Source organism: Methanococcoides sp. DA23, from assembly GCF_057593895.1.
On the sequence record NZ_CM172520.1, the window covers coordinates 1,562,463 to 1,588,811 of the forward strand.

Below are 26,349 nucleotides of genomic sequence, written 5' to 3' on the forward strand. Positions count from 1 at the left end.
GTAAAAATAAACTAACGGTCAAAATTGAAAAGAAGAATTGAAAATTGCTCAAAAAGATGATAAAACTTCCCAACTTATTTGAAATTATCATTGAATCTATCAAAATCAATTTAGATTGCCTCAAAAATAGATATATGTTGGAGCTTTATAATTCGTTACATAGCGAACGTTTATATATTTTATATTTTAATTGTTCTATATGGAGCCTGATGGACAAACTGCACTATTTTCAACCCTAAATGGTATTATTGCCATTGACGGTCCGGTCAAGCTTCAAATAATGGAGTTCTTGTACGAGAATGCACAATCTTTTGATGATATCGTAAAGCATACAGGAAAAGCAAAATCAACGATATCCGTACATCTGAAAGATCTAAAGGCAAGTCATTTGCTTGAAGAACATGTGGACCCTGATGACAAGCGTAAAAAGACATATGTCATGTGCTCACAATATGCCGCATGCTCACAAAAACCAGTATTCGACCATTACAGAAAGAACCTGGAAGAGTTTACCTCGAGCTTCGATAGTGAAGGAAAGCTTCTCAGATCAATATTCCAGACTGTACAAAGCGGTTTTCAGGCACAGGGATTCAACCACACGCCAATAATGGAAAATATCGGACAGGATATAGGAATGAAGATCGCTGAAACGTTCACTTCAACTGATATCGAAGGATTGTTCGAGGAAGTTGCGGATTACTGGCAAAGGCACAAAATGGGCAAACTCACCATTGTATCCCATGATCCCCTCATTATCAATATAAAGGACAGTTTTATCTGCGAAGGTACGAAGAACATAGGCCAGACATTATGCTCTTTTAATGAAGGCATACTTCAGGGAATTATCCTAAATAAACTGAACCTGCAATGCAACATCGTGGAAACAGAATGCTGCGGAACAGGTTATGGACACTGCCTCTTTGTTATGCAATAAATGTCCTTGCAAATATACTCAATACATAGGAATGAAACTGCAAGCCATATATCAAGTCTTTATAAGATCATATTAGAGATAAGGTAAAAAAGAGTAAGATCAGACAAGATCACCAAAGGGACTTGTCTGTCAATTAACTTAACGAGTGCCTTTGATAACGCCAATTTCTGCATTCAGCAAAGGACCTATCGCTGCCACGATACCCGGACCATCCGTTTTTTCACGACAGACCACCAGGTTCTCAAGCAGACCAAGTCTTTCAATGCCGTAAATATCCCTGCCATGCCCTTTTTTCTTAATAGCACTCTTAAGTTCGGAACGTGTAACTGAATTAACGACCAGACGGTCGGTTGGGAACTTCTTCCAGCTCCAGAAAAGGTCAACCTGCTTTTTCGTAAAAGAAGCGATCGTACCATTTTCCTGCTTCAATACCCTGATATATACAGGCAGGTGAGGTATAAGCCCAAACCTTGATGCTATCTGCGGACTAGTGCCAGCCCCAAGAACACTAAGCTCTGAGGATGGGATCTTTAAAGTTATGCCGATATCGACCGTTATGCCATCCTCATCAATGGAAGAAATAAAGCCCCTATAGACTGCTTTATCATCTACATATGTCACAGGGGTGCCGAATTTTTCCTTAAGGAAATTAATAGCGAACTCACCATCATCTCCAGTAGCAGATACCTGAAGCCATCCATCCGGACCCAGTGATACCTCAGCTTTCGCATCGAGGTCTTTCAATTCGTTCTCCAGCATAAAGGATGCAGAGCTTAATGCACGTTCTACATTGCCGTAGATCTTGATGGTCAAAATTGCGGTTTCCATGGGTACTCATTGAATAGCAAGCATTTAACCGTTTTTGTTCAGAAGAGAAGAAAAGACATCCCTTGTAGTGTCATAAGCCTTGATGACCTCACCAGCCACAGGTGTTTCTGAAGAATCGATCATATCACCTATCATTGCCACATCACGACTGAACGGCCCAAGCTTCCTCTTGATAGTATCCGCATCAGCGCCTGAGTCTATAAGTTCTTTATAGATACCTTCTATTTTAAGGCGCAACTTTTTGACCATATCAAGTATCTCAGCAGAAGCTGTATCAAGTTCCGACCCACTTACTTCATGGCGCTCTTCGACATCATATTCATCAGGGAGTTCACCATCAAGGGAAATTATGAGGTCCTTTAGGATCGATACGACATTGACACCTTTTTCCGTCAACTCGACATATTTGATACGCCCTTCAAATGAAAATTGAACAAGTCCATCCTCTTCCATTCTTGAAAGGATCTTGGTCGTGTGGGCAAATGTTGAATTTATCTCTTTTGTGATAACGGAACCATAGGTCCTACCATAGAACCATATCGCAAGCAAGGCAAGTGTTGGTTTCTCTTGAAGGAACAAATATTCAGGACTTGTTTTTGGCAGACTGATTCCCCCATAAATATATAAAATTTATAATAGATTATAGTTAATCCAACATTAGCTAATTTGATATATATATTACTTTCTATAATGCATGGTTCGAGCTCAGACCATACTAAAATGGTCAAAGCTTAGAACTTAAAGACTTCTTAAGACATCTTTGATCGTATCGATCTTTGCATCGGTTTTGAATGAGATCCCAGTAAAATGTGTCCTTGAGACGTTGGCTCCGGTTTCCCTAAGGGCTGTGATAAACAGGTCCATTGCAGGTGCGGAGACTCCTATCATCTTACAAATGACGTGTTGATCATAGAAGAAAGGAATTTCCAGTTCATCTCTGCAAGCCAGTACAAGCTTCTTTGCCTGCTCTTTCGTTCCAAGAGGTCTTTCTTCGATCTCCAGGAGAACCTCATCACAGTACTGAGGTTCGTGTAACTGTCCTAACCAGAGAGGACCTGCGATATAGACATCATTTCCACAAGAGCTACAATGAGAGCTGATCGATACAGCCATTCCGTGAAAGACCTCTCTGTGACCACAATGTTCGCAATGGGCCAGGAATCCAAGCTCCTGAAGCGCTTTATCTGCCTGTTTAGCACCTTTTTTAACCTGAAGATAAGTGCGCACATAATGTCTTGTAGCGTGAGAGAGCAAGGGAGTCATACCTTTGTCATGCTTGGCAAGTTCTCTCGCGATCTTGCCAAGAAGGATACGTACACCCATCTCACTGTGAAATTCATTGTTCAATGGCACAGCGGCATATTTTCTCATCCCGGAATTAAAATGAGCACCACAAAGCGGAGCTGTGTCTGTCGCAGTAACCTCCAAAAAATGAACTGCCGACCTTGTGGCCGCATCAAGATAAGGAGCAGGTGTTCCAAAAGGATCGAGATCCACTATATTGAAACGTCTCTCATGCATCAGTACATTGGCGTTCTTGCAAGTAGCTTCCGCAATATCAGAGACCCCTGCAAGTTCAATGTTCTCAAGAATGAGCTCGTGGGCATCATCACTCCAGTCGTTCAATATAGAAGTGATGCCTACCTCATTGGCTATTCTCAATCCCCTGATACCTGATGCAGACATCGCATCAAGATAAGTAATGTCCTTGAGCTCCATATCCTTTTTGAGAAGAATACGTTTAGCACAAGCTGAGGTTGCTGCAACCGAAATATCCCGATTCAATTCCATATGAGGATTGTAGAAGACCGGCGCTTCAGAAGGTGGAAATGGGACACCTTCCGGAGGAACCGGCACAGAGACTGTTGTACTACCCTCTGTGACCTTAGTGCTCAACATTTGCATATTGGAACGTGTAACAGAACAACATCATTTAACAATAACGGTACCATCCATTCTTGGCTGGCCGAGAATGCTGTAGTTGTATGTTCCTGCTTCAGTGAAAGTATAATTGAAAGGTACCCCATAGTTTATAGTACGGTCTTCCCACAATCCATCTTCACTGACAAGAGTGAAACGTTTCCTATCACCGCTATTCTGCCGATTGTTCCAATAAACGGTATCCCCTTTATTGATCTCAAGTAAAGCAGGTCGTGATAGATAATTATCGAGTATGATAGAATATATCCTTGGCTCGATTATTTCCTCAGAGACATTTTCTGATATATCTTCTGAGACATTTTCAGAAATATCTTCATCTGGAATATCTCCGGAGATAACATCATCTGAAACATTGGTCTCCCCACCATTAACATCATCGCCATTGTCACCTATGCAGCCTGCTGCAAAAATGCACATGGTCGCCAATAACAATATTAGCATTTTATTATTCATTTTCCTCACACTCATATTTTGTTTTCAAGAATTATAAAGGTAGCCACACAGTAACGCAGATATCTATTTAAGTTGCAATACCAATTCAAAAACCCTATTGATCATTATTTGATGTTTACATATATGCAAAAAGAGGTGAAATGAATTGACTGAAAAAAACAGTGTTGGAGATAAGATCCGCCAGTTCCGTGAAGACCGTGATATGACAGTGGAAGAACTGGCAAAAGAAAGTCAGAGCAATGTGGAACTGATAGAAAAGCTTGAAGCGGGAGAGCTCATCCCGTCATTAACACCTCTTTTGAAGATCGCACGTGCCCTCGGAGTGCGTCTTGGAACATTCCTTGACGACACACCACAAAAAGGCCCCAGGATAAACCGTAGTGGAGAAACAAAGAACGTGGTCCGCTTTTCAGGCAAATGTGCAACCTGTGAAGAAAGCGCACTTGATTTTTGCTCACTTGCCGCTGATAAGCAGGACAGACATATGGAGCCTTTCATTATTGATATTCACCCCTGCAATGATGTAGAGGAACCGGTATTGTCATCCCACGAAGGTGAAGAGTTCATTTATGTGCTCGACGGAGATATCGAAGTATCCTACGGCAAGGATAAGCACACCCTGACAAAAGGGGATAGCATCTATTATGATTCCATCGTTCCGCATGACCTCCATGCAGCAGGCAAGGAATCAAAGATACTGGCAGTTGTCTATACCCCGATCTAAAGGAGGAGAAATGTTCGTTACCACTGTTACCCCAAGATTCGGCGATATCGATGGCCTGGGACATGTGAACAATACAGTCCTTCCCGAATGGTTTGAACTGGCAAGGAACCCGATATTCCGTATGTTCGAACCGGATCTTGACCTGAGCCCTGAGAAATGGACACTGATAATGGCAAGGATAGATTTTGATTTCCTTGGCGAGATGTTCTTCGATGGCGATGTAGAGATAAGGACATATGTAAAAAGATTAGGGAACAAATCCTTTACATTGCATCACGAAGCCTGGCAAAGGGGAGAGCTCAAGACAAAAGGTGATGCTGTGCTGGTGTGCTATGATTTTGTCAATAAGAGATCAAAGCCCTTACCAGAGGACATAAAGGAAGCCTTGGCAGAACACATGATCCCTGAAGAGAAAAACGAATAATATTAAAAAGGATCTGATATCAATGCCATTTACTAAAGCTACCATTGGAGAGTTCTTTGAAGAACAGGTCAGAAAGGACCCCGGGAGGGATTTTATTGTCTATCCTGACCGGAACTTACGCTTCTCATACAGTGAATTCAATGACAGGGTCGATGATCTTGCAAAGGGACTCATAGCCATTGGCATCACAAAGGGCGATCACTTTGGCATCTGGGCACGAAATGTGCCTGACTGGCTGACCTTCCTTTTTGCAACAGCAAAGATCGGAGCGGTGCTCGTCACCGTGAATACTGCATACAAGAGCCACGAACTTGCATACGTGATGAAACAATCGGATATGAAGGCAATTGCCATCGTTGACAGGTTCAGGGACGTTGACTATGTGGAAACGCTCTATGACCTGGTACCCGAACTAAGATCATGTAAAAGAGGGAACCTTAAAAGTAAAGAGTATCCCAAACTTGAAAGTGTTATCTTTATCGGCCAGGAAAAGCACAGAGGAATGTACAACACAGCAGAAATGCTTCTGCTTGGAAAGTATTCAGACAGAGAAGAACTTGACCGTCTCAAGGGAACACTGGACTGCAAAGATGTCATCAACATGCAATACACATCAGGAACCACAGGATTCCCGAAAGGTGTTATGCTGACACACGAGAATATTCTTAACAACGGATATTACATCGGAGAAAGGCAAAGGTTCACAGAGAAAGACAGATTATGCCTCCCTGTGCCATTGTTCCATTGCTTTGGAATAGTACTTGGAGTGCTCGCAACCCTCACACATGGCGGTACGCTTGTAATGATAGAGCTCTTCGACCCGCTTCTGGTGCTTGCAGCGGTACAGAAAGAAAAATGTACTGCCCTTTATGGAGTACCCACGATGTTCATTGCAGAGTTCTCACACCCTATGTTCGAAATGTTCGACATGTCCTCACTGAGAACAGGCATCATGGCAGGGTCCCCATGCCCGATAGAGGCCATGAAAAAAGTCATCGACGAAATGAACTGCAAGGACATCACTATAGCATATGGCCTTACAGAAGCTTCTCCCGTATTTACTCAGACGAGTACAGACGACCCCATCGAACGCCGTGTAAGCACAGTAGGAACAGCAATGGAACATATCGATGTAAAGATAGTGGATCCTGACACCGGAAAGCCTGTAGGACCGAACGAGCAGGGAGAGATATGCTGTCGCGGTTACAATGTCATGAAAGGGTACTACAAGATGCCTGAAATGACAGAGAAGGCCATAGACAAGGATGGATGGCTCCACAGCGGAGATCTCGCCACCGTTGATGAGGAGGGATACTACCGCATTACCGGAAGGATAAAGGATATGATCATCCGTGGCGGAGAAAATATCTACCCAAGAGAGATAGAGGAATTCCTTTACACCATCGAGGGAATTAAAGATGCCCAGGTAGTTGGTATCCCTGATGAGAAATACGGTGAGATAGTAGGAGCTTTCGTTGTACTCAATGAGGGTTCAAAGCTCACACCGGAAGATATCAGGGATTTTAGCATCACAAAGATAGCACGCTATAAAGTGCCAAAACACATATTCATCGTAGATGAGTATCCACTTACAGCAAGCGGAAAAGTTCAGAAGTTCAAGCTCAGGGAAATGGCTGTCGAGTTTATGGAACAGAACTGACCAACCATATCACAGCATATAGGGAGCTAAAAGCTCCCCTTTTTCTATTTTTATTAATAAAACAATCACAAAATATATTAAGTTGTGAACTAACTACACGGATTAGTTCATCACTATTGTGATGATATACTGAACTTAGTCATTATTGGTCCTAAAAATGATCATTTAAAAACGAAGGGATAATGAATGAACTTTAAAGATGTGCCACTTGATCTGAAAATTTTATTGTATATAGTGATCGGCATCATCCTAGTCATGATATTCACCATGTCCCTGATCATTTCCACAACAACTGAACAGCATGAAGAACTGGTATACAAAGAAGCTGCATCTCTTACGAAAAATTATGCTGCTAATTTCGATGCAGATATGCGGGCCAATATGGCAATTGCCAGAGGTATTGCCACCACAATGAAAGGGTACAGACATACAGATCGAGAGATCGTCAGTGGCATTATCAAACAAACATTGATGGATAATCCTAATCTTTTAGGGGCCTATGCAGGGTTCGAACCTGATGCTTTTGACCTAAATGATTCTGCATATGCAAATACTAAATACCACGATGGAACAGGCAGATTCCTTCCATACTGGAACCTGATCGGCGGAGATATCTTCGTCGAGCCTCTTGTGGATTATGATTCCCTTGAGTACTACCAGTTGCCAAAAGAACGAAAAACGGATGTGCTCACAGAACCCTACTTTTATCAGGGAGAACTTATTGTAAGCTATGTTTCACCCATTATGCTCGAGGGAGAATTTATCGGCATTGGCGGTGCAGATGTGTCTTTGGACTACATCGATGAGGAAATATCCAACATTAAAATATTAGATTCAGGCTATGCTTTCACTGTTAGTAATAAAGGACTGTTCATATCCCACCCAGTTAAAGAATGGATTGGATCAAAGAAACTCTACGATTTCGAAGAGCCAGAAATACTGAAAATGGCAAAAGATATCGAAAATGGCAAAGAAGGTCATATCGAGATTATCGATCCTGTAACAGATAAGGAAGCTATCGTTTTCTATGAACCGGTCAGAACTGGTAATTATTCCATGCTGGTCGTAGTTCCAAAAGAGGAAATGTATGCAGGCGTTACAGACATGCAGAATATATTAGTGGCTATATCTGCAACCGCAATTCTTTTTATGGGAACTATTGCGATCTTTTCTGCACAAAGGATAACAAAACCTATTAGAGATATAGTCAATGACTTTAAATATATATCAGATACTGCTCTTGAAGGAAGCTTTAAAACGCGAGCAAATACCGATATCGAAGTTGACTTTAAGGACATACCAGAAGGTTTGAACGATATACTTGATGCATTACAAAAGTCAACCGAGCTTAACGCTGAACTGAAAAAAGTTGTTGAAAGCAGTCCTATCATCATATTCAAATGGAAGCCAACGGAAGGATGGCCAGTAGAGATCATTTCGGATAATATCAGTAATTTAGGATATGAGGCCCAGGATTTCATTGAGGGTCACCTTAATTATGGCGACATTATTCACCCTGACTGCAAAAGGAATGTTGAAGTAGAATTTCAAAAGCTATGCAATGGTGAATTACCTTCCGTGAACATCGATTACAAGATCATGACCGGTGATGGAGAGACAAGGTGGGTCAATGAAAGGACGACCTTATTGTACGACAAAGAAGGGAATGTTGACCATCTGAAAGGACTTATTATTGATATTACTGACAAAAGGAATGCAGAGAACACATTAGTGCAGTTAATGATGGAAGCAGAAGCAGCAAATAAAGCGAAAAGTGATTTTGTGGCAAATATGAGCCATGAACTAAGGACGCCCCTTAATGCGATAATCGGATTTTCAGATCTGTTGCAGACAGAGATGTTCGGCAACCTTAATGAAAAACAGACTAAGTATGTCAATAATGTTTTGATCAGCGGAAAACATCTGCTGGGTCTGATCAATAATATACTTGACATTTCAAAGATAGAAGCTGGAAAGATGCACTTGCGAAGCGAAGATCTAGACCTCAATGAAATGATCGAAGATACGGCCACTATCCTTTCACCCCTTGCGAACAAAAAGAGAATAAACATATCCCACAGCATTGCTCATAATGTCAGCACCACAAATGCTGACAAGACCATGTTCAAACAGATAATGTATAATCTGGTAAGCAATGCCATAAAGTTCACACCTGAAGAGGGGAGCATTGACATCAACGCATGGTCAATGGACAAGAAACTTTATGTCAATGTCAAAGATACCGGAACCGGGATCTCAAAGGACAATATCGACGAAGTTTTCAAACCATTCATACAGGTCGGAAACTTTGCCACAAAAGAGCAGGAAGGCACAGGTCTTGGCCTTGCTCTTGTGAAAAAGCTGGTCGAGTTGCACGGTGGAGAAATATGGGTGGAAAGCGAGATCGATGAAGGCAGCACTTTCACCTTTACCATCCCTACCAGTAAATGAAAATAAAAAGAAGAGATCAGTAAATAACTGGTCAGCCATACATTGACATATCATACTTAAGCGATGTGATATTCGCAGCACACACTGAACCATTCTTCAGGAAATCCTCAATGTTCCTTTTAAGTTCAGAAGGATGAGAAACACCTGCCATGCCCCTTATCATTTTCCCGGCACACATGAACATAAAAGTGGGTGTCCCCTCCACGCCATATCTTTCTGAGACCCAGGGATTGATCTCGGCATTGACCTTGAAGAATTTACATGAATCCTTGTATGTTTCTGCAAACTCCCTGAAGTAAGGTTCTATCGCTTTACAATGAGAACATGTGGTCAGATAGAACATTACCAGAACAGGTTTAGATTCCTTTTCGATCATCTTTTCCCAATTAACGTCACCCACTTCGCCTACATAACTAGTATCCATGCTACCCCCTTCGTTAATATCGTTTATGGAATAAATTATCACTTTTTTATTTGGTAAGGACGATCATTTTTCATCCCTATCAAATATTTCGACCGTATTGTGATCATAATAAAGTTGCTTTTCAAAGATAGAAATATCCTTTGGTAGGATACCAGGACGTTCATCGGTGGTCATATAGAAATAACCTGCAATTTGAGTATAGTATTCCAAATAGCCTTTTACGACCTTGTTCAGAATTTCAAGTCTTCTTCCAAGTACCAAAATAAAAGGCAACTGCAGGAGAAAACAAAAGGTCATTAGAAAACTATAAAGGGATAGAACGATCGCAACAGGTATACCATAGAATATCCTTATGAACAATTCCAGACGGGAAGCTTTTTTGTTCCATACAAAAAGCTCATTCATTCTTTTTTGATCCATTATTCTAACACCGAGCTACTTTTTTAAATTATTAAATATATAAAGCGAACCGTATCTAAGAAACAAATGCATAAGTTATATGTTTTTTCAGTGGGAAAGCGAAAAAATAAGGGAAGAGAATTTGCAGACCAAAAATAGTCTGCCTGTTCAGTCTAGCCTTTCCCCACATTCTTCACAGAACTTTGCATTCTCCTTTACTTCTTTTCCGCAAACGGGACACTTTCGGACTTCAGATTCCGAACCTATGGTAGAGCGCTGTATAAGACTATCAGTAATATTGGTAGTGCTTATATTGTATTGTGCAGACCCATCATCAACGAAAAGTTTGATATCGGTCCTCTTTTCGATCTCCTCCAGCATCTTATGATAGAATCCGGTAAGTGCGTCTTCCTTTTCAGCCCATGCTCTCAATATGAGACGTGATCGGCTCTTGCCTACGACTTCGACATATGATGCATACTTCAAACCACTAACACCTTCAGCATAGAACCTTGCAACTCCCGTAAAAAGGCGAGGTGTTGATGTGATCTCCGGCTCGATCATGTACATGTTCATGTCCTTGAGGACCCGGGTAGCAATATCGAACAGGTTCTCTGCAGGGATCTCAAGGTCCTTGGAGTCCTCTTCTGCTGAAATGAGGGTGCTGACCACCGACCTCCAGGAAGGTTCATCGATCTGCCTGACCCGAAGTACCGGACACACTATGCTTACCATATTGCCTTCAAGATCGACATGCTTACGCTTCTTCGTATTATAGTCATAATAATCAATGCTTGCAGAGATCTTACAGTTACCACATTCACCAGTCGGGCGGATCTCGAAAGTAACCGTTTTTCCCTCCCCGGGTTCAAGCATGGACATCGTTTTCTCAGCCTCTTTCAACAGGAAAACATCAGGTACGAAAAGAGATATCTTAATGTCCCCTATCGGCTCAGAAGTGTGGTTCTCCACCTTTACCTTGTATTGGAGAAGAGCACCAAGGTAATTAAAAGCATATTTTACCACAATGGAACTACTTTCCTTCAAAGGTGAAGATGGTGCTTTTCCTGCACCGTCTCCCATGGGTATGGATGGACCTTTTTCGGTCCTAGTAACTGTTTCAGGAGCAGGCTCAGGTTTATTCTTAGGCTTACTGGCGGTCTTTGAGGGGCGATCAGCCTTTGCAGACGGACTAGCTCCAAAACCATCAGTACCAGATCTTTTAGACTTCTTGTTCCGCCTTCGTGCCTTAATGATGCCCCTTAAGAATAACACCACAAAGATGAAGGAAAGAATAAGAATAACAACACCAGCCCCATTGTTATTGTTACCGGAATCATCGTAATCGTCATAATAGGTAGGATCTATCCAGTCAGTATCAGTAGCTGAAGACCTGCTAAAGTCAGAGACAGAATAGTACTGGACCTCCCCTGATGGGACGTAGAAACTGCCCTCCATATTATCATATCCCGGAGATTCCAGGGTCACTGCATGATAACCGGGTTCCAGATAACTTAATTCTATCAGAGTGTAGCCATCACTTGTGGCCTGATAATAATTATTGAGATAGACATCATAACCCACCGGGATGGAATAAAGTACGATGGTACCTTGGGGGAAGTCCTTATAGAATATGTAAAGATCGTCAATATCCATATAGTCAATATATGAGTCCGAATAGATGTCCACTATATCAAATTCCAGAGAAATAAGGCCGTCGTCGTAATAGAAATAATCCCCCTCATAGTAGATGGCATTGTGGACTTCACGACCGTTCCATGTCACAGACATCTGAGCATAGTTGTAGTATGGATCAATATCGATTATATTGACAACGTACCCTTCTTCCAGCCAGAATGAGTCACCCTCAGAGATGGCAACCTCATAGTCCAGAGTCGACGAGGCACTGCCAATCACGGATAATGACAGGGCCAAAAAGGATAATAATATCAGTATTTTTACGTGTTTTTCTATCAAGATCGGACACCTGTGGAGACTATCATATTATGTTAAGTTTGATCGCTATTAGCTCTTTCCGAGGCAAAGCTATACAGATAATACATATTGCTTTTAGAGGGATTTTTATTTTAAAAGTAATGTTTTACCCCTACATTGAGTTTAATCAAGCTTTGTCCCGCACTGACCACAGAAATGTGCCTCTGCAGGGACTGTAGTACCACAACCCGGACATTTCTTTACACCTGGAGTTCTGCGTGCCTGTGCAGCGCCCATCATTTCAGCATCCAACTCCTTTCTGCGATATGAATCCTCACGCTCACGGTCCTCAACGTCCATCATGAACCGGACCTTGTCCTCTTTTGCAATGTTCTCCGCTTCTTTCATTTTGGCAAGGGCTTCAAGCTGCTCAGGAGACATATTCTGGAACTCCCTGCCCTGTACAATGACCTTTGCAACATCTGAACCGCCTTTTTCCATAACATTACCCATATACTCCATGTCCCGGGAATGCTGACGGTCGCTCATATCCTCATCAAGTTCAAGTTCAGCCCTTTTGGCTCCGGTTTTGGTCTGTTTCCAATCAGAAAACGTTTCAATTGCCTGTTTAGCTTCGGCAGCATCAGCTTCGGTCTCGATCTGTGAGATCCTTGACCTGTGGAGAGCATCCTTTTCCACTTCGGTTCTGTAATGAGCTGCACTCACTGTTTCTTCTGCAAAGCCAGCCCTTGTGGCTGCAACATTTATGCGGCTCTCACGGTCCAGGTCGCCTTCCTTTTCAAGAGCAGATATTTCCTTAAGCTCCTCGCTAACCTGGAATCCACTGCGCTCCTTTCTGACAACGGCATAGCTACCAAAGTCCCACTCGCAAGTGTATTTTACAAGCTCTATCCCCCACAGCAAAAGAGTGTCCTTAAGCTGCATTTCAAGCTCATTTTCCATCCTCAGCTGAAGGTCACGGTTACCATAAAGGGAGTCAATATCCTCCCCATGAACTTCCGGTTCAAGGACACGGGTTATTGTTTCACTTTCAAGGTGATCATAAATATCGAAGATAGAGAGATTTCTTTCCCCATTCTTTTCCGCAACCGTATAGGAGAATATCATGTTGAAGAACTTTTTAGGATCGTTTATGGTGAACCTCAGGATACCTCCACATCCAACTTCCTGATCATCACGTGTCCATAGACCGGGAACCTCCCACCTCAGTTCCTTAAAGGAAGTGTCAATAAGAGCAACATCCACATCCTTACGCAAGGTCCCTGGTTTCAGCAGACCACCAATTTTCATTTTCCCACTGTCGATGATGTCTTCAACCACACCATTCTTTATCATAACAGCTTTCTCATTAGGTGAGAGAGTAATAGACTTGCTGAAGAAACCTTTTACATTCTTCTTAGGGATTACACGTGCAATATCATCAAGATCCTTCTTCCATTTGAACGCCATAGTTCCAATACCTCCATCCTCAGGGAATATGCTATAGATTAACATTGAACAAATATTATATATAATGTTTTCTATTGTATACATAAGCATACATAATCTTTAATTTCTTTGACAGACCATTAGAAGATAGGTCAACGAAAGAAAAATAGATATCTGTAATCAAAAAAACTAAACATGAGGAGATAAAATGGGTCGCTCGTATCCTGTAAGTGCAAGGGTCTCAGAAGATAGTAAACAATATCTACAACATCTTGTTGAAAAAGGAGTTGCTATAAACATGTCCGAAGCATTGAAAATATGTATAAGGTATGCCAAACAAAAGAAAATGGAGGAGGAGATATAATGGGATTCGCTAATCCATTCAAAAAGGTATCACCTGATGAACTGAAAACAAAGCTATCGATGTCAGAGCAGAGATTGACAGCACGTGAGAAAGAGCTCAACAAGAAAAGACAACAGGCACGTACACAAGCCAAGGATGCCCTTTCAGATGGGAATGACAGGGATTTCAGGGTGGCATCTCGAAGATACTCGATGATAGAAGGCCAGGTCAACACCATTGGAAGTATGGTCGAAATGGCACAGTCCATGACCGATGTGATCGAGATGGAAAGTGGACTTAAAGAGGTTGTCGAGATAGGGGAAAACCTCGGAAAATGGCAAAAGCAGCTTGGTTTTGATACAACAAAGCTCGAGGGAGCTATTACCAACATCCGCACATCCATGGAGAAAGTGAATACTGCCACCAACCTCATGACATCCTCAATGGATGCAGCTATGAACGGCGGTACAGAGCTTAGTGATATGCAGGACTCCCTTCGCTCCGAGCTATTGGCAGAACTTAGCACTGAGACATCATCTAAAGATGAGCTATCAAAGAAGATCGATGAAGAGATGGCCGAGTCAGAGTGATCTGGCAGGATCATACTGACCTACAGATACTGCAAGGGGGTGCGAATCTGGGATCTGCAAGTTCACTGGCAGCACAGGCAAGAGGGTATGCAAAAGCTGCCAGGACATTGGAAGAAGAGAATGAAAAGGAGAGGGCAAGGGAACTATACCTAAGATCTGCAAAGCTCTACAACGAAGCTTCGAAGCTCTCAACTGACAAAACCGATAAGAATACACAGCGTGACCTTGCAGAACACCTTTTTGCAAAGGCACAGTCATTCAAACGTTCAGGCGTCCAGTATTCCGGATCAGGCACGGGCACAAAGGAAGATACCGATGAATCGTCATTATCAAAAGATGATCTGATAATGACAGAAAAGCCTGATATCGGATTTTCCGACATTGGTGGCCTCGAGTCTGTTAAAGAGGATATCAGAAAGGCCATAATATACCCATTCACCCATAAAGAACTGTACCAGATGTATGGCCAGAAAGCTGGCGAAGGAATACTCCTGCACGGCCCCCCAGGTTGTGGAAAGACAATGATGGCAAAGGCCGCTGCAAAGGAATGTGGTGCGGATTTCATCAGTGTAAAAACAAGCAGTATTGTAAGCAAATGGGTGGGTGCTTCTGAGAAGAATATAAAGAAGGTCTTTGACACTGCAAGGGAATGTGAGAAGGCCATCATCTTTTTTGACGAGATAGACTCCATTGGGGGAAGGCGAAGTGAAGCTGAGGATTATGCCAAAAGAGTGGTCAATGAACTGCTTGCCCAGATGGATGGAGTGGACACAGCCGATGATGACCTGCTGGTCCTTGCTGCGACAAATGAACCCTGGGCCATAGACCCGGCACTTCGCAGACCTGGACGCTTTAGTAAACTCGTTTTCGTGCCGGAACCGGACCTTCCTGCAAGAATTGCCATCTTTAAGATCAACCTGAAGAAAAGACCGATCGATGATGATGTCAACGTAGAGAAACTGGCAGAGATCACCGGATCATATTCGGGAGCAGATATTTCAGCCATTTGCAAAGAGGCCGCTGACATTCCGCTTGGAGAGGCACTTCGTGGTGCAGAGCCCAGGAAGATAAAGATGGACGATTTCATCAAAGTACTGGAGCAAAGGAAACCTTCGATCACCAGCTGGTATTCCGAAGCAAAACGTGAAATAAAGAAAACTGGCGAAGAAGAAGTCTTTAGAGAGCTATTCCACTAATAACAGAGAGTGAACGATATGGATCTGGAATCCCATCCCACAACATTGCAGGAAGAGAACAGGAAAAAAGTGCATGAACTCCTGAAGAACACGCATTCACGCATCGAAAAACTGATCCAGAAGACATATCAACAAAAGGATTCAGTCACTACATCACAACTTCGACAGCTTCGGACGAGGATAACAGGACTGATATCAGAAGCGGTAAAAAAAGAACTTGATTCCTTCGGAAGTCATAGCGGCAACATTGATGAGTTCTATGAGAACGAAGACAGATTCGTAGACGCCTCTACGATGCTGCTTCAGGAAGTGGAGAATGCCATTGCTACCGGTGAGAATGTCGATGCCTTTGCCATCAGTGACCTTGTGGATAAAATAGAGATGGGATTTAGCCACAGGATCGAGCTTACAGACAAGAACCTGAGCGAATACGAGAACAGGATCGGAAGTAAGAAGCAAGCTGAAAGAGAAAAAAGGGAAAGGCAAGAAAAGGAAATAAGAGAGAAAGAGCAGAAGGAAACTGAAGAAAAAACCTCTGCAGAAAACAGAACAGAAATATCTGAAACTTCTCCCCCTGAGATCAAAACTAGCTCAATTGATGATATTGAAGATGAAACATCAATCCCACATGACACCCAGATCTATACCAAAAAAGATGAACTTGATACTGAAATCCTTTCAAAACTTTACAGTTACATAAATATCCTGGAACAAAAATTTGAGAAACAGCATCCCGAGGTCTCTTATGATGGAGAATACATTGCAGACAAGCAATGGAAGGTCGAACTTTCAAAAAGAAGTGTGCGTGGCTCCATAAAGGAAGGAAGGTTCAAAACTCCAATGCTTATAGTCGATAACTACTGGAAATCCATAGACGACAAGAGAGATATCATCGAGATGATACAGGCAAAAGCAAGTACCATCGAACAAAACCAGTACATGAGCCTATGTTTTATCAGCAGTTCATGGGATCAAAGCATAAAGGACTGGGTAAGGACATATTCACATCAGAGACTGGGATTTTTCATATACGATCTGTTGGAAGACGATCTTGTATACAATGAAACTGATGAAAACAACCGGAAATTTGTATTCTGGCATTCCACAAATGAAAACCGGACTAAATTGGCACAGATCGTGGACCAACTCATTGAAGACGAAGAGTACTTTGACCTCGATGATGTTGTGGAACATTCCGGGCTCAACTTAAGAGGAGCTAAAAAATTCATAGATGGCCTTGTTAAGAAGAAAGCACTAATCGATGTTGGCCTGGACTCGCCAAAATATACAAGATCAAAATAATACCAAGAGAATTAGGATTGAACAGCAGATCAATTGATAGGACATAGCTGCTATTAAATTAAATTTTTTAACTAAATAAATGTAGTAACAAAATAGATCATTTAATAAAATCAATTTTTTTAATGAATGAATCGAAAAAAATAATTAAAAAGGAGAGTGACTAATATCACTCTTCTGCTGGTGCTTCAACGTCTTCTGAACCGCCACCAAGGATCTCTTCAATGCTCTTGTCAGAGTATCCTGTAACTTTGGTGTTGATCTGAGTGATGTCAGGAGCGACCTCGCTTCCACGAAGGAATTTCCTTCGGCGTACGCCTTTTGCTACTGCTGAATATCCTACACCCTTTGCAATGAGGATCTTTTGCCTCTTTGGACCTGGGAAGGTTGGGCTCATTACGAAACCACTGTTGTCGGTACCGCCTGTAATGGTTAGTGTGTAACCATTCAGACCTACGGTTGCGCCATCTACTGTCTGACCAATAGATCTTCCAATGTACTGGTTTGCTTCAGCTCCAGTAATGTCGAACTGGTAGGTCTTTGTTTTTGGATCTGAAACTACAATTTTAAAATCTGCCATGATTTGCCTCCAATATGTTTGAATAAATTCGTATTTAAAGTTAGCTTAAGCCTGTATATGAATTACAGGTATTTATTTTGTATCCATCGATCATTTCGCCCAGAATGGGTTATCCCTTCTTTTTATATCCAAGAAGGATTCAAGTGCTTCTAATTCATCCGCCGAAAGTGAATCGTAAAGTTCGTGCTCAAGTATCTTAGCATGCCTTTCAGGTATGTTCGCATAGAGCACATCGCCTTCGTTTATCTGCCTGCCCACAGTAGGACCATCGATAGACATAGCAACCTCCATGCCGATCTTAGCAACACTTACGTTCTCACCCCGTGATTGCAAGCCTTTTACAACTCCCACTACAGTACCATCGTCTGTCGTAACATCGACCTTTGTCTTGATAGTACCACCTATTATCCGCACACCCACAACAGCAGGTTTGCTCTGTCTGAACACACAGTCAGGCATAATAGTGAACATAGCAGGTTTGACAATTGTCTCGGAAACAGCCTTTTCGGATATAGCCCGCTGTTCCTTTACCCAGTCCCTATAGTCATCTATCAAACGGTAGATGACATCGTTCATGAACACCTTGACACCAGTAGATTGTACTTTTTCTTTGGCATCAGGAAGGATATTGACATTGAAACCGACAATAACAGAATGGAATGGATCTTCGATAGCGAAAGCTTCCATAATGTCCCTGTTGGAAATATCACCCACATCCGCTTTGCGAATAGGGATATCCTCCTTTTTAAGTTCGTTCACAAGAGCTTCAAGAGAGCCAATTGTATCAGCTTTGATAGTTATGCCACTCTGATCGGTATCGATCTGGACATCTTCGACCTCATTACGCACCTCTTCAACAACAGCATCCAATGTTTCAGCAGTAGCTACCCTGACTGAACCTCCGGATAATGCACCATCGAGATGAGGAGCTGAGATCTTAACACCAACTGCAGCAGTAACCTTACTGACCTGCTTGAACTTATCTTCAACATTGATCTCTGAAAGAGCACGTGGTTTTAGGACAGCACGAACTTTTGTCTGTATAGGTTCACCCAAACATCCAACAACTATCGTATCACCTTTTTTCAGCACTCCATCATACAATATAAGATCAAGGGTGGTTCCAAGTCCACGCTCTTCTTTGACCTCCAGAACAGTACCCACACCGGGTCCTTCTGCATTATAATGAAGATTAGATTCAAGGAATCTCTGCGCCAGACCCAGCAGGACCATCAATAGATCAGGAATACCTTCACCTGTGATCGCACTGATAGGGATGACACCGATATTATGCTGGAAATCGTTTACACGGTCATATCGATCTGAACTGAACCCATGGTTATACAGTTCACCTACGACCTCATAGAACTTGGTGTCAAGGATTCCCTTCACGTGTTCGCTCTGCTTATTGTAAGATGTCATGAAAGGAGCACCTTTTTGAGGGTTCCAACCATGGATCTTGTCGATCTTGTTCGCCACAACAACGAACGGGGTCTTATGCTGTTGCAAAATATTCAGGCTCTCGATCGTCTGTGGTTTAAACCCTTCATTGATATCAACGATAACAACGGCAAGGTCTGCAAGAGCACCGCCACGACTCCTTAAAGTAGTGAACGCATGATGGCCAGGCGTATCAATGAAAAGAAGTCCAGGGACCATGAACTTGTCAAGTAGACCTGGATTCCCACATTTTTCCACAATAGCACTTATAGGAACTTCGGTTGCACCAATGTGCTGGGTTATAGCTCCAGCTTCTCCGGATACAACTGCACTTCCACGTATCATGTCAAGCAGTGAGGTCTTGCCGTGATCCACATGCCCCATAACACAAACGATAGGAGTTCGTAAGTTATCTTTTACAACCATGACACAACTCTCTCTGAAATCCTGTTGAATTCATTAATATTAAAAAAAACATTCAGGAACGTTAGTACATAACATACTAACAATGACAATGGACCGAACTAACGGTCAATTATCCCTGAATGTTATTCGATCTTCAGATGTCTGATCCTTTCGAATCACTCATACAACCATTCATCATCTGCTCGTGGATAGCCGGAGATCTCAGACTCTTCGAAGTGAAGAGCTATCTCACGCTCTGCTGATTCCGGAGCATCGGATGCATGGACAACATTTCTACCCATATCAACTGCAAGATCGCCACGGATAGTTCCAGGCAATGCATCGACAGGATTTGTTGCACCATTGATCGCACGCATGATCTTGATCGCATTGTTGCCTTCAATGACCATCGAAACAGATGGACCTGAAGTGACAAAGGATACGAGGGAACCGAAGAAAGGCCTCTCGGAGTGCTCTTTGTAGTGCTCCTTTGCAGCCGCTTCGGTCATCACATTCATCCTTAATGCTGCGATCTTAAGACCCTTTTTCTCGATTCTTGAAACGATCTCTCCAACAAGACAGCGCTGAACGCCATCTGGTTTGACCATAACATAGGTTCTTTCCATCAGATTCACCAACATTATGCTTTCTTCAAGTAGACCCTACCCTGTTCTGTCCAGACAGTACGCCTTGGAAGTCTTCCAAGATCGAAGTTGCCCTTACATTTGGAAGAACAGAAATAATATGTGGATCCGTCCCTCTTTGCAAAAAGGAGACCTGTACCTGGCTCAAGCAACTCTCCGCAAAATGAACATTTTCTCTGTTCCATTATCATCACCTGGTAGTTAGTTTCTTAGCCTCTCTGGATGTCTCCATAAGCATGAAAACATCACCAATTCTTACAGGACCAACGCAGTTTCTTGTAATGATCCTACCCTTGTCACGACCTTCAAGAACCCTGCACTGAATCTGGCTGGCTTCGCCATGCATACCGGTGTTACCGATCACGTCGATAACCTCAGCTGCAAAACCCATATCATCATCTGCCATTGGGGATACCTCCAGTCAATGATTATTTGAGTGCAGCGACTTTCTGTGCAACGTCTTCTACAATTTCGCTGCCCTTTCCTGCATCAGTGATCACAACAGCTGCGCAGCCTACGCCAATTCCACATGCTGCACCAAGTTCTTTCTGCTGTTTTACAAAAATGTATGGTGTGTTCTTTTCTTCGCAAAGAGCTGGAATGTGAGCAACGATCTCGGATGGCTCAATGTCAGCTGCAATTACTGCGAGCTTTGTGATGCCTCTCTCGATAGCTTTTGTTGCTTCGTTTGTACCTTTCTTTACCTTTCCGGTGTCTCTTGCGAGTTCGATTGCTTCAAGTGCTTTATCTGCTAATTCATCAGGAACTTCGAATTTAACCATATTTATATCTCCTTCGAAACCGCCCTTATCTGCGGTCTGTCATTATTCATTGTAATTCACATCAGCAATGCACATTCACCCAGAAATGAGTGTATATTACATCAACCGAAGTATTTGGTATGAATCGCCACAGTCACATATATAGCTTGCGCCGAAATGCCTGATAGCTCACCAAAGACATACGCAGAACAGAACATAAAAAAAAAACGAGGTGAGAGCAAGCTCACCAAGCAGGTTCAGCCATGAAGGTATAGAAATCTGAGGAATCTAAGGTAACGGTCACCTTTAGAATATCTTCCTGAGAATAAACATCATATTCCAGCCCTTTATCAGGACCTTCAGCTGCATAGGCAGTTATGTTGTTCCTAGTACCCTCTGTCGGATTGAGATAGACAGTAGTGCGTGACAAGCGTGAATCATCAAGGAACATCAGATCAAGGTAATACTGATCTGCAAAACCATCCTCAACGACCATGACTTGCTGTACAGGTGCACCCAACTCCACGAACTCCATTACCCTGTTGAAATCTGATGAAGCTGTAGCATCGCCTTCCATGACATCCAGAACGTCCTCCAGTCGATCCTGCTGACCAAAGAGGATAGGATTACCTATTACATTATACAGGTCGCTTCCGCGTGAAGCGAAATAGTATCCATTATACGCTTCCTCTGAAAGATAATAAGGGAAAGCAATGACCTCAGGGTTTATTACATGCATATTGAAGCTGTGCTTATTAGTATATTCCGCAGAGTACAACTTCGTTACCGGAACACCATAGACTGCATCCAGCTGTGACGTATTACCCATCATAAGGATAAGTGGGGTATCCCTTATGCTGTCAAGGTCAACATACTCTGCAAATACTGCCCCTTCAGGCGTCACTGCCAGCCCATCAGCAAGGGAGTTCAGTTCATAGTCCACATGTTCACCTGGAATAGATTCAAAACCAGCTACATCCACAGCCGAATTGTCCGCAGTCTCCCCATTCGAGTTCCCACTGAAGAAAAAAGGCATTATTGACATGACCATTATAACCACCAAAAAAATGGCTACATATTTTGTATTCATTTATACTCTCCAAAAAATCGATGTATTATCGTATCTAATATGTAAAGCAATTATCTACATAATCATATATAAAGACTATTTATTTACTCCTGAAATAAAAAAATAGGGCAGACGATATAGCCCGATACAACAGCTCATAATCCAATCAATCAATCAATCAATCAATCAATCAATCAGCCTTGATGAAGCCATAATACAAGGCTGTCCCGACCATTCACCACAGACAAGCTTTGTTTCGACCCCGACAAGAAAACCACCCGCACCCAGCATGACAGTTTCATATACTAATTTTTTTCCAACCCTAGCACTGGAAAGCATGGAATCCACATTATCCCATTCCCCATCAGGATGAAGCTCAAGGTAATGCATATCTGAAATATCCCCATCAGAAAGTTCCAGAACTTCTGCAAGCATCTTATTTGCATATAGTACATATCCATCCATGTCCAGCACCACCAAGATCTCATCCACCATATCAACAAGTGACTGAAGGTCCTTGCACTTCTTAGAATCATTTGAATCCGAGCGGATCTTTGAAATGACAACTCCTATCTGGGTAGCTATGGTCTCAAGGGAATTACGGGCATTGGCAGGGATCTCATATTCGGAATGCGAAGACAAGCAAAGAGCTGCAATGACCTTCCCATCATATTTCACAGGGATTATACCGGTAGCGTGTAAGCCCTCGTACTGTGAGCTCTCACCAGTGGTAATAGCACTAAGTTCCGAATGATGCTTGTAAACCGGTTGCCCGGTCATCACAAGACGGTTCTGCACAGAATTCGTTCCAAACACCGAAGTGTCCTTCACAAAACGCTCTGAAAGACCTTTATGTGCCACAAGTCTCAGATCCCCCGTTGATTCATCAAAAATATACAACCTACCAGAATCCACCGGTTCGACCTTTAAGCTGAATTCAAGCATCTGTTCAAAGGTTTCTTCAAGAGTATGCGCAGAACTTAGAACACTATCAAGGTCAAATTGCATATGCATAAAATCATCAGAATGTTTACGGTCAGTAACATCCACAATGATACCCTGCATATAAGCGACATTCCCATCCTCATCGTGCTTGATGAACGTTCTTTCATCCACCCATCGTATATCACCGAACTTGGTCAATACCCGATATTCCTGGTTAAAATCCATAAAGCCTGCATCTATCCTCTTAGAAAGCTCCTTTTGAACCCTATCAAGATCATAGGGATGCACAATATCAGCATACACAAACCTTCCCGAAATAAAATCATCCACAGAATAACCGAACTGGGCCACATTTTCTGAAACGAACTCGACCGGCCAATCAGGGTCAGCGCGCCAAAGGAAGACAACCGCAGGACTGTTCTTAATAACATCCCCCAGGATCTTCTGTATGTCAAGAGAACGGCGCAGTTCTTCATCCACCCCCCTATGAAGGAGAATACTCCACATCCCCTGCATCAGAAGTGTGACCTGACGCACATCTGAAAGATCATAGTTATCAGTCTTATTGGCAAGTCCCACAAGAGCAACGATCCTTTCCCTTTCAAATATAGGAACGCTCAAGAACCGATCGATCCTCATGTGCCCTTCAGGATATCCATTTTTAGAAGGATTCTCCTCAGAATAATCATTGACTATGATCGGCAATCTCTGTTTCAGAGATTCACCCCAAAGCCCGACATCGACAACATGTGACTGAAGTTTCTTTTTGTTCAGAGAACATTCATTCGTAACGCCCTCAGACCATGAATCTGTCATGATGACACTTTCATCATCGCTCAGGAATGCCAGATATCCGATCTTGCTGTCAGTCAGTCTTACGACCTCATCCCTGGCAAAATCAATGATCTCCTGAATGGAAGCATCCGTCATCTGGTACAAACTTAACAGTGCTTCAATACGTTTTTCTTCACTATGAAGTGCATTCTCTATCTTTTTCCTACCAGTTATATCAAGAATGATACCCTGCAAATATGTCACATTGCCCTGTGGATCGTGTTGTATCTGAGTTCTTTCATCGACCCAGCGCACCTCCCCGGCCTTTGTGAGGATACGATACTCCTGGAAGAAATCAGAATAGCCGCCCTCAGTACACTTGGAAACACCTGTACGAACACGATCAATATCATCAGGATGTACAATATCCCCATAGACCAACTTCCCCGAGATGAAATCTTCTACCGAATAACCGAACATATCAATGTTCTTCGATACGAACTCTACGGGCCAATCCCTCTCTGCCCTCCAGAGAAAAACAACCACAGGACTGGAATTGATAACGGTCTGAAGCGCCTTGTTCATGCCAAGGGCACCGTCAAGCAAAGCAATATCGTCCATCCTTTGCTCAGTAATATCCAGAACGATACCATGATAGAACTGGATAGAACCGGAATCATCACAATGAGCAGACGTCCTTTCATCGACCCAGCGAATATCCCCGACCTTTGTGAGAATACGATATCGGAGGTTGAAATTGCGGTCTTTATCACCCATATGAAGAAGCGTTTCAGATATTACATGATCAACATCATCGGGATGGATAATATCAACATAACGAAACTTTCCGGAGATCAGATCTTTTGCATCATACCCGAATTGTGAGATGTTCTCGGAAACGAACTCCACGGGCCAGCCTACTTCTGCCCTCCATAAAAAGACAATCGCGGGGCTGGAATTTATAACAGATTTGAAAACCTCTTCCCGGGATGCCGCATCAATAGTAGATACTTTTGCACCGCCGACATTCGTTTTTTTGGCACTGATGCGATCAACTCCATAATTACTGCCAGACAATGCAGTTCATTAATATTGCTCATTAAGTAATAAGATAAAAGACATATTTATACATTGATGAGTTAGCATACAAAATAACAGTTCTTTTTATATAAATTTCTCACGCCTTTAAAGAAATTGGCCTTATGCGGATAAATATGAAGAGTACGCCAAAGCACTTACTGCCTCAACCCCATTGCAAAAAGTATATCACTGGCCACCGGATATTTCAATATATGAATAATATCAAGGACATGTTCCAGCAGGCATCAAATAAAAGAAAACTAAAACAAATGGTCAAGAACGCTGAAAGCACATATGGAAAAGGTTATGTGCTTCATGAGATCGGACGATTTGAAGAAGCTTTGGAAAAATATGAAGAAGCAGCATCCATATGGGAAGAACTGCAGCAAGAGCTCCTCCAAAGCGGAATGGATGATGAGGCCGAGAATGCCGCAAAACGTGAACTTGAAGTTAGATTCAACAAATGTTTCATCCTATTCAAACTGGACAAAAAGGAAGAAGCCCTTGCCATAATAGAAGAAACGATACAAAAAACGCCCGATGACATAAAACCCGTATTCAGCAAAGGGTTCATACTTTTCAACACCGGTCAATATGAAGAAGCACTCAGGATACTCGATAAGGCCATTTCGCTCGAACCGGAATATCCCGATGCATGGTGTTGCAAAGCAAACACCCTATATCAACTCGAACGTTTTGAAGAAGCCCTCGAATCCTATGAAAAAGCGATCGAATTTGCAGACATGATGCACTTCAATTTTCCGCGTTACTCATTCCTGAACACGAACCCTGACCCCACCATCAAGAAAAATGCATCCGGAGTTTGGTATTGCAAGGCCAACACCCTTGAAAAGCTGGGAAAGCACAAAGAAGCAATTGAAGCTTACAACAATGCCCTTGAGATCAAACCAGCATTTTCCGATGCATGGTACTGCATGGGGAACACTCTTGAAGAAATGGGAAAGAATGAGGATGCTTTGAATGCATACAGCAATGCACTCGAGGTAGAAAGGGGTTTTACCGCAGCACTTGAGAACAAGGCAAACTTACTATTCAAACTTGGAAGAGAGGAAGAAGCAAAGGAATTGCTCGGTTCAAGCTGAGATGTTAGAGAATGATCAATACATTCTCTTATCCGGTTTTTTTGACCATTCTTTAAGAAGCTCGTGACAATTCTCGCACTTGAGTTTCACTTCACTGAGTACCGAAGGGTCAACACCTTCCCTCAGCATCGTATAAAGGTCACCATCATCAAAACCTATAGATGCAACATCTTCTGTGCTGGTGCCATAGTATACCTTCCCAATACGTGCCCACATGATCGCTGAAAGACACATAGGGCAAGGCATTGTTGTCGCATAGAGCTCACAACCGGACAGATCGAAATCCTCCAGAGCTGCTGATGCCTTACGTATAGCCACGATCTCAGCATGAGCAGACGGATCATTGGTCCCAAGAACTTCATTGTGCCCTTTTGAGATGATCTTACCGTCCTTTACAATGACAGCCCCAAAAGGGCCACCTTCATTGTTACGCATACCTTTTAGTGCTTCTTTCACAGCAACATCCATGAAATTGCCAATAGGATCTTCTGACATAGC

27 protein-coding genes are annotated in these 26,349 nt (G+C 42.6%); 10 read left to right on the forward strand and 17 right to left on the reverse strand.

All coding sequences use genetic code 11. The features are described 5' to 3' along the window. The first annotated feature begins 199 nt into the window (after positions 1–199). Positions 200–934 (forward strand): transcriptional factor MsvR, encoded by a 735-nt coding sequence (msvR, locus tag AC20MK_RS07505; RefSeq protein WP_487355247.1) that lies wholly within the window; start codon positions 200–202, stop codon positions 932–934. 138 nt (positions 935–1,072) lie between these two features. Here msvR and AC20MK_RS07510 read toward each other — a convergent pair whose 3' ends face one another. The 4 genes from AC20MK_RS07510 to AC20MK_RS07525 form a co-directional block, all read right to left on the reverse strand. Beyond that, on the reverse strand, positions 1,073–1,762 hold the full coding sequence (locus AC20MK_RS07510; RefSeq protein WP_487355248.1) for a DUF2110 family protein: 690 nt from the start codon (positions 1,760–1,762) through the stop codon (positions 1,073–1,075). 24 nt (positions 1,763–1,786) lie between these two features. Then, on the reverse strand, positions 1,787–2,341 hold the full coding sequence (locus AC20MK_RS07515) for a MarR family transcriptional regulator (protein ID WP_487355249.1): 555 nt from the start codon (positions 2,339–2,341) through the stop codon (positions 1,787–1,789). A gap of 159 nt (positions 2,342–2,500) precedes the next feature. Beyond that, positions 2,501–3,661: a tRNA (guanine(10)-N(2))-dimethyltransferase gene (locus tag AC20MK_RS07520; RefSeq protein ID WP_487357085.1), complete on the reverse strand. Its 1,161-nt coding sequence runs from the start codon at positions 3,659–3,661 to the stop codon at positions 2,501–2,503. A 30-nt stretch (positions 3,662–3,691) separates the two neighbouring features. Further along, complete coding sequence (locus AC20MK_RS07525) at positions 3,692–4,156, reverse strand: cupredoxin domain-containing protein (protein ID WP_487355250.1); 465 nt, start codon at positions 4,154–4,156, stop codon at positions 3,692–3,694. Positions 4,157–4,301: 145 nt separating this feature from the next. Between AC20MK_RS07525 and AC20MK_RS07530 the strand changes: the two genes are divergently transcribed. The 4 genes from AC20MK_RS07530 (at position 4,302) to AC20MK_RS07545 (ending at position 9,415) form a co-directional block, all read left to right on the forward strand. Then, positions 4,302–4,880 (forward strand): helix-turn-helix domain-containing protein, encoded by a 579-nt coding sequence (locus AC20MK_RS07530; RefSeq protein ID WP_487355251.1) that lies wholly within the window; start codon positions 4,302–4,304, stop codon positions 4,878–4,880. A 10-nt stretch (positions 4,881–4,890) separates the two neighbouring features. Further along, entirely contained in the window at positions 4,891–5,304 is a 414-nt protein-coding gene (locus AC20MK_RS07535) for an acyl-CoA thioesterase (protein ID WP_487355252.1), read from the forward strand. A 22-nt stretch (positions 5,305–5,326) separates the two neighbouring features. Continuing rightward, a complete protein-coding gene (locus AC20MK_RS07540) occupies positions 5,327–6,964 on the forward strand; it encodes an AMP-binding protein (RefSeq protein ID WP_487355253.1) in 1,638 nt (545 codons plus the stop codon). A 186-nt stretch (positions 6,965–7,150) separates the two neighbouring features. Next, the gene (locus AC20MK_RS07545; protein WP_487355254.1) at positions 7,151–9,415 is read left to right on the forward strand and encodes an ATP-binding protein; all 2,265 of its coding nucleotides are present in this window, start codon (positions 7,151–7,153) and stop codon (positions 9,413–9,415) included. Between the two features lie 31 nt (positions 9,416–9,446). On the opposite strand, the gene AC20MK_RS07550 is transcribed toward AC20MK_RS07545, so the two are convergent. The 4 genes from AC20MK_RS07550 to AC20MK_RS07565 form a co-directional block, all read right to left on the reverse strand. Next, a complete protein-coding gene (locus tag AC20MK_RS07550) occupies positions 9,447–9,839 on the reverse strand; it encodes a thioredoxin family protein (protein WP_487355255.1) in 393 nt (130 codons plus the stop codon). 63 nt (positions 9,840–9,902) lie between these two features. After that, a complete protein-coding gene (locus tag AC20MK_RS07555; protein ID WP_487355256.1) occupies positions 9,903–10,259 on the reverse strand; it encodes a DUF4389 domain-containing protein in 357 nt (118 codons plus the stop codon). A gap of 147 nt (positions 10,260–10,406) precedes the next feature. Beyond that, positions 10,407–12,215 (reverse strand): PEGA domain-containing protein, encoded by a 1,809-nt coding sequence (locus AC20MK_RS07560; protein ID WP_487355257.1) that lies wholly within the window; start codon positions 12,213–12,215, stop codon positions 10,407–10,409. Between the two features lie 141 nt (positions 12,216–12,356). Further along, positions 12,357–13,688, reverse strand: coding sequence for a zinc-ribbon domain-containing protein (locus AC20MK_RS07565; protein ID WP_487355258.1), 1,332 nt, complete (start codon positions 13,686–13,688; stop codon positions 12,357–12,359). A 142-nt stretch (positions 13,689–13,830) separates the two neighbouring features. Between AC20MK_RS07565 and AC20MK_RS07570 the strand changes: the two genes are divergently transcribed. From AC20MK_RS07570 to AC20MK_RS07585, 4 genes are read left to right on the forward strand one after another with little or no spacing between them, the layout of a single operon-like run. Next, a complete protein-coding gene (locus AC20MK_RS07570) occupies positions 13,831–13,986 on the forward strand; it encodes a hypothetical protein (RefSeq protein WP_172367613.1) in 156 nt (51 codons plus the stop codon). Then, a complete protein-coding gene (locus AC20MK_RS07575; RefSeq protein WP_487355259.1) occupies positions 13,986–14,555 on the forward strand; it encodes a hypothetical protein in 570 nt (189 codons plus the stop codon). Before AC20MK_RS07570 ends, AC20MK_RS07575 begins: the two co-directional genes overlap by 1 nt. Next, entirely contained in the window at positions 14,552–15,751 is a 1,200-nt protein-coding gene (locus tag AC20MK_RS07580) for an AAA family ATPase (RefSeq protein WP_487355260.1), read from the forward strand. Before AC20MK_RS07575 ends, AC20MK_RS07580 begins: the two co-directional genes overlap by 4 nt. Positions 15,752–15,760: 9 nt before the next feature. Then, positions 15,761–17,053 carry a hypothetical protein gene (locus AC20MK_RS07585; protein ID WP_487355261.1) on the forward strand — a complete coding sequence of 431 codons (1,293 nt, stop codon included), beginning with the start codon at positions 15,761–15,763 and terminating at the stop codon, positions 17,051–17,053. 166 nt (positions 17,054–17,219) lie between these two features. Here AC20MK_RS07585 and AC20MK_RS07590 read toward each other — a convergent pair whose 3' ends face one another. From AC20MK_RS07590 to AC20MK_RS07625, 8 genes are all read right to left on the reverse strand, one after another. Then, positions 17,220–17,630 (reverse strand): 30S ribosomal protein S6e, encoded by a 411-nt coding sequence (locus AC20MK_RS07590; protein ID WP_487355262.1) that lies wholly within the window; start codon positions 17,628–17,630, stop codon positions 17,220–17,222. Positions 17,631–17,720: 90 nt separating this feature from the next. Continuing rightward, on the reverse strand, positions 17,721–19,496 hold the full coding sequence (gene infB, locus AC20MK_RS07595) for a translation initiation factor IF-2 (RefSeq protein WP_487355263.1): 1,776 nt from the start codon (positions 19,494–19,496) through the stop codon (positions 17,721–17,723). Between the two features lie 155 nt (positions 19,497–19,651). Further along, on the reverse strand, positions 19,652–20,101 hold the full coding sequence (ndk, locus tag AC20MK_RS07600) for a nucleoside-diphosphate kinase (RefSeq protein ID WP_487355264.1): 450 nt from the start codon (positions 20,099–20,101) through the stop codon (positions 19,652–19,654). Positions 20,102–20,115: 14 nt separating this feature from the next. Further along, positions 20,116–20,304, reverse strand: a complete 189-nt coding sequence (locus tag AC20MK_RS07605) for a 50S ribosomal protein L24e (RefSeq protein ID WP_487355265.1) — start codon at positions 20,302–20,304, stop codon at positions 20,116–20,118. 5 nt (positions 20,305–20,309) lie between these two features. Beyond that, a complete protein-coding gene (locus AC20MK_RS07610; protein ID WP_011498392.1) occupies positions 20,310–20,525 on the reverse strand; it encodes a 30S ribosomal protein S28e in 216 nt (71 codons plus the stop codon). A gap of 22 nt (positions 20,526–20,547) precedes the next feature. Next, positions 20,548–20,901 carry a 50S ribosomal protein L7Ae gene (rpl7ae, locus tag AC20MK_RS07615; protein WP_172366827.1) on the reverse strand — a complete coding sequence of 118 codons (354 nt, stop codon included), beginning with the start codon at positions 20,899–20,901 and terminating at the stop codon, positions 20,548–20,550. A gap of 223 nt (positions 20,902–21,124) precedes the next feature. Continuing rightward, positions 21,125–21,970 (reverse strand): hypothetical protein, encoded by an 846-nt coding sequence (locus AC20MK_RS07620; RefSeq protein ID WP_487355266.1) that lies wholly within the window; start codon positions 21,968–21,970, stop codon positions 21,125–21,127. 165 nt (positions 21,971–22,135) lie between these two features. Beyond that, positions 22,136–24,745 (reverse strand): PAS domain-containing protein, encoded by a 2,610-nt coding sequence (locus AC20MK_RS07625; protein WP_487355267.1) that lies wholly within the window; start codon positions 24,743–24,745, stop codon positions 22,136–22,138. 215 nt (positions 24,746–24,960) lie between these two features. Here AC20MK_RS07625 and AC20MK_RS07630 point away from each other — a divergent pair, with 215 nt between their 5' ends. Then, positions 24,961–25,851, forward strand: coding sequence for a tetratricopeptide repeat protein (locus AC20MK_RS07630; RefSeq protein ID WP_487355268.1), 891 nt, complete (start codon positions 24,961–24,963; stop codon positions 25,849–25,851). A 15-nt stretch (positions 25,852–25,866) separates the two neighbouring features. Here the strand turns inward: AC20MK_RS07630 and AC20MK_RS07635 are convergent, their stop codons facing one another. After that, on the reverse strand, positions 25,867–26,346 hold the full coding sequence (locus AC20MK_RS07635) for a nucleoside deaminase (protein ID WP_487355269.1): 480 nt from the start codon (positions 26,344–26,346) through the stop codon (positions 25,867–25,869). Positions 26,347–26,349 lie beyond the last annotated feature (3 nt).

Coding starts and splice junctions, on each gene's coding strand:
- AC20MK_RS07635 (WP_487355269.1), bottom strand. CDS start 26,346: ATGTCAGAAGATCCTATTGGCAATTTCATGGATGTTGCTGTGAAAGAA.
- AC20MK_RS07570 (WP_172367613.1), top strand. CDS start 13,831: ATGGGTCGCTCGTATCCTGTAAGTGCAAGGGTCTCAGAAGATAGTAAA.
- AC20MK_RS07535 (WP_487355252.1), top strand. CDS start 4,891: ATGTTCGTTACCACTGTTACCCCAAGATTCGGCGATATCGATGGCCTG.
- rpl7ae (WP_172366827.1), bottom strand. CDS start 20,901: ATGGTTAAATTCGAAGTTCCTGATGAATTAGCAGATAAAGCACTTGAA.
- AC20MK_RS07550 (WP_487355255.1), bottom strand. CDS start 9,839: ATGGATACTAGTTATGTAGGCGAAGTGGGTGACGTTAATTGGGAAAAG.
- msvR (WP_487355247.1), top strand. CDS start 200: ATGGAGCCTGATGGACAAACTGCACTATTTTCAACCCTAAATGGTATT.
- AC20MK_RS07510 (WP_487355248.1), bottom strand. CDS start 1,762: ATGGAAACCGCAATTTTGACCATCAAGATCTACGGCAATGTAGAACGT.
- AC20MK_RS07525 (WP_487355250.1), bottom strand. CDS start 4,156: ATGAATAATAAAATGCTAATATTGTTATTGGCGACCATGTGCATTTTT.
- AC20MK_RS07620 (WP_487355266.1), bottom strand. CDS start 21,970: ATGAATACAAAATATGTAGCCATTTTTTTGGTGGTTATAATGGTCATG.
- infB (WP_487355263.1), bottom strand. CDS start 19,496: ATGGTTGTAAAAGATAACTTACGAACTCCTATCGTTTGTGTTATGGGG.
- AC20MK_RS07630 (WP_487355268.1), top strand. CDS start 24,961: ATGAATAATATCAAGGACATGTTCCAGCAGGCATCAAATAAAAGAAAA.
- AC20MK_RS07575 (WP_487355259.1), top strand. CDS start 13,986: ATGGGATTCGCTAATCCATTCAAAAAGGTATCACCTGATGAACTGAAA.
- AC20MK_RS07565 (WP_487355258.1), bottom strand. CDS start 13,688: ATGTTAATCTATAGCATATTCCCTGAGGATGGAGGTATTGGAACTATG.
- ndk (WP_487355264.1), bottom strand. CDS start 20,101: ATGGAAAGAACCTATGTTATGGTCAAACCAGATGGCGTTCAGCGCTGT.
- AC20MK_RS07545 (WP_487355254.1), top strand. CDS start 7,151: ATGAACTTTAAAGATGTGCCACTTGATCTGAAAATTTTATTGTATATA.
- AC20MK_RS07590 (WP_487355262.1), bottom strand. CDS start 17,630: ATGGCAGATTTTAAAATTGTAGTTTCAGATCCAAAAACAAAGACCTAC.
- AC20MK_RS07540 (WP_487355253.1), top strand. CDS start 5,327: ATGCCATTTACTAAAGCTACCATTGGAGAGTTCTTTGAAGAACAGGTC.
- AC20MK_RS07555 (WP_487355256.1), bottom strand. CDS start 10,259: ATGGATCAAAAAAGAATGAATGAGCTTTTTGTATGGAACAAAAAAGCT.
- AC20MK_RS07520 (WP_487357085.1), bottom strand. CDS start 3,661: ATGTTGAGCACTAAGGTCACAGAGGGTAGTACAACAGTCTCTGTGCCG.
- AC20MK_RS07605 (WP_487355265.1), bottom strand. CDS start 20,304: ATGGAACAGAGAAAATGTTCATTTTGCGGAGAGTTGCTTGAGCCAGGT.
- AC20MK_RS07610 (WP_011498392.1), bottom strand. CDS start 20,525: ATGGCAGATGATGATATGGGTTTTGCAGCTGAGGTTATCGACGTGATC.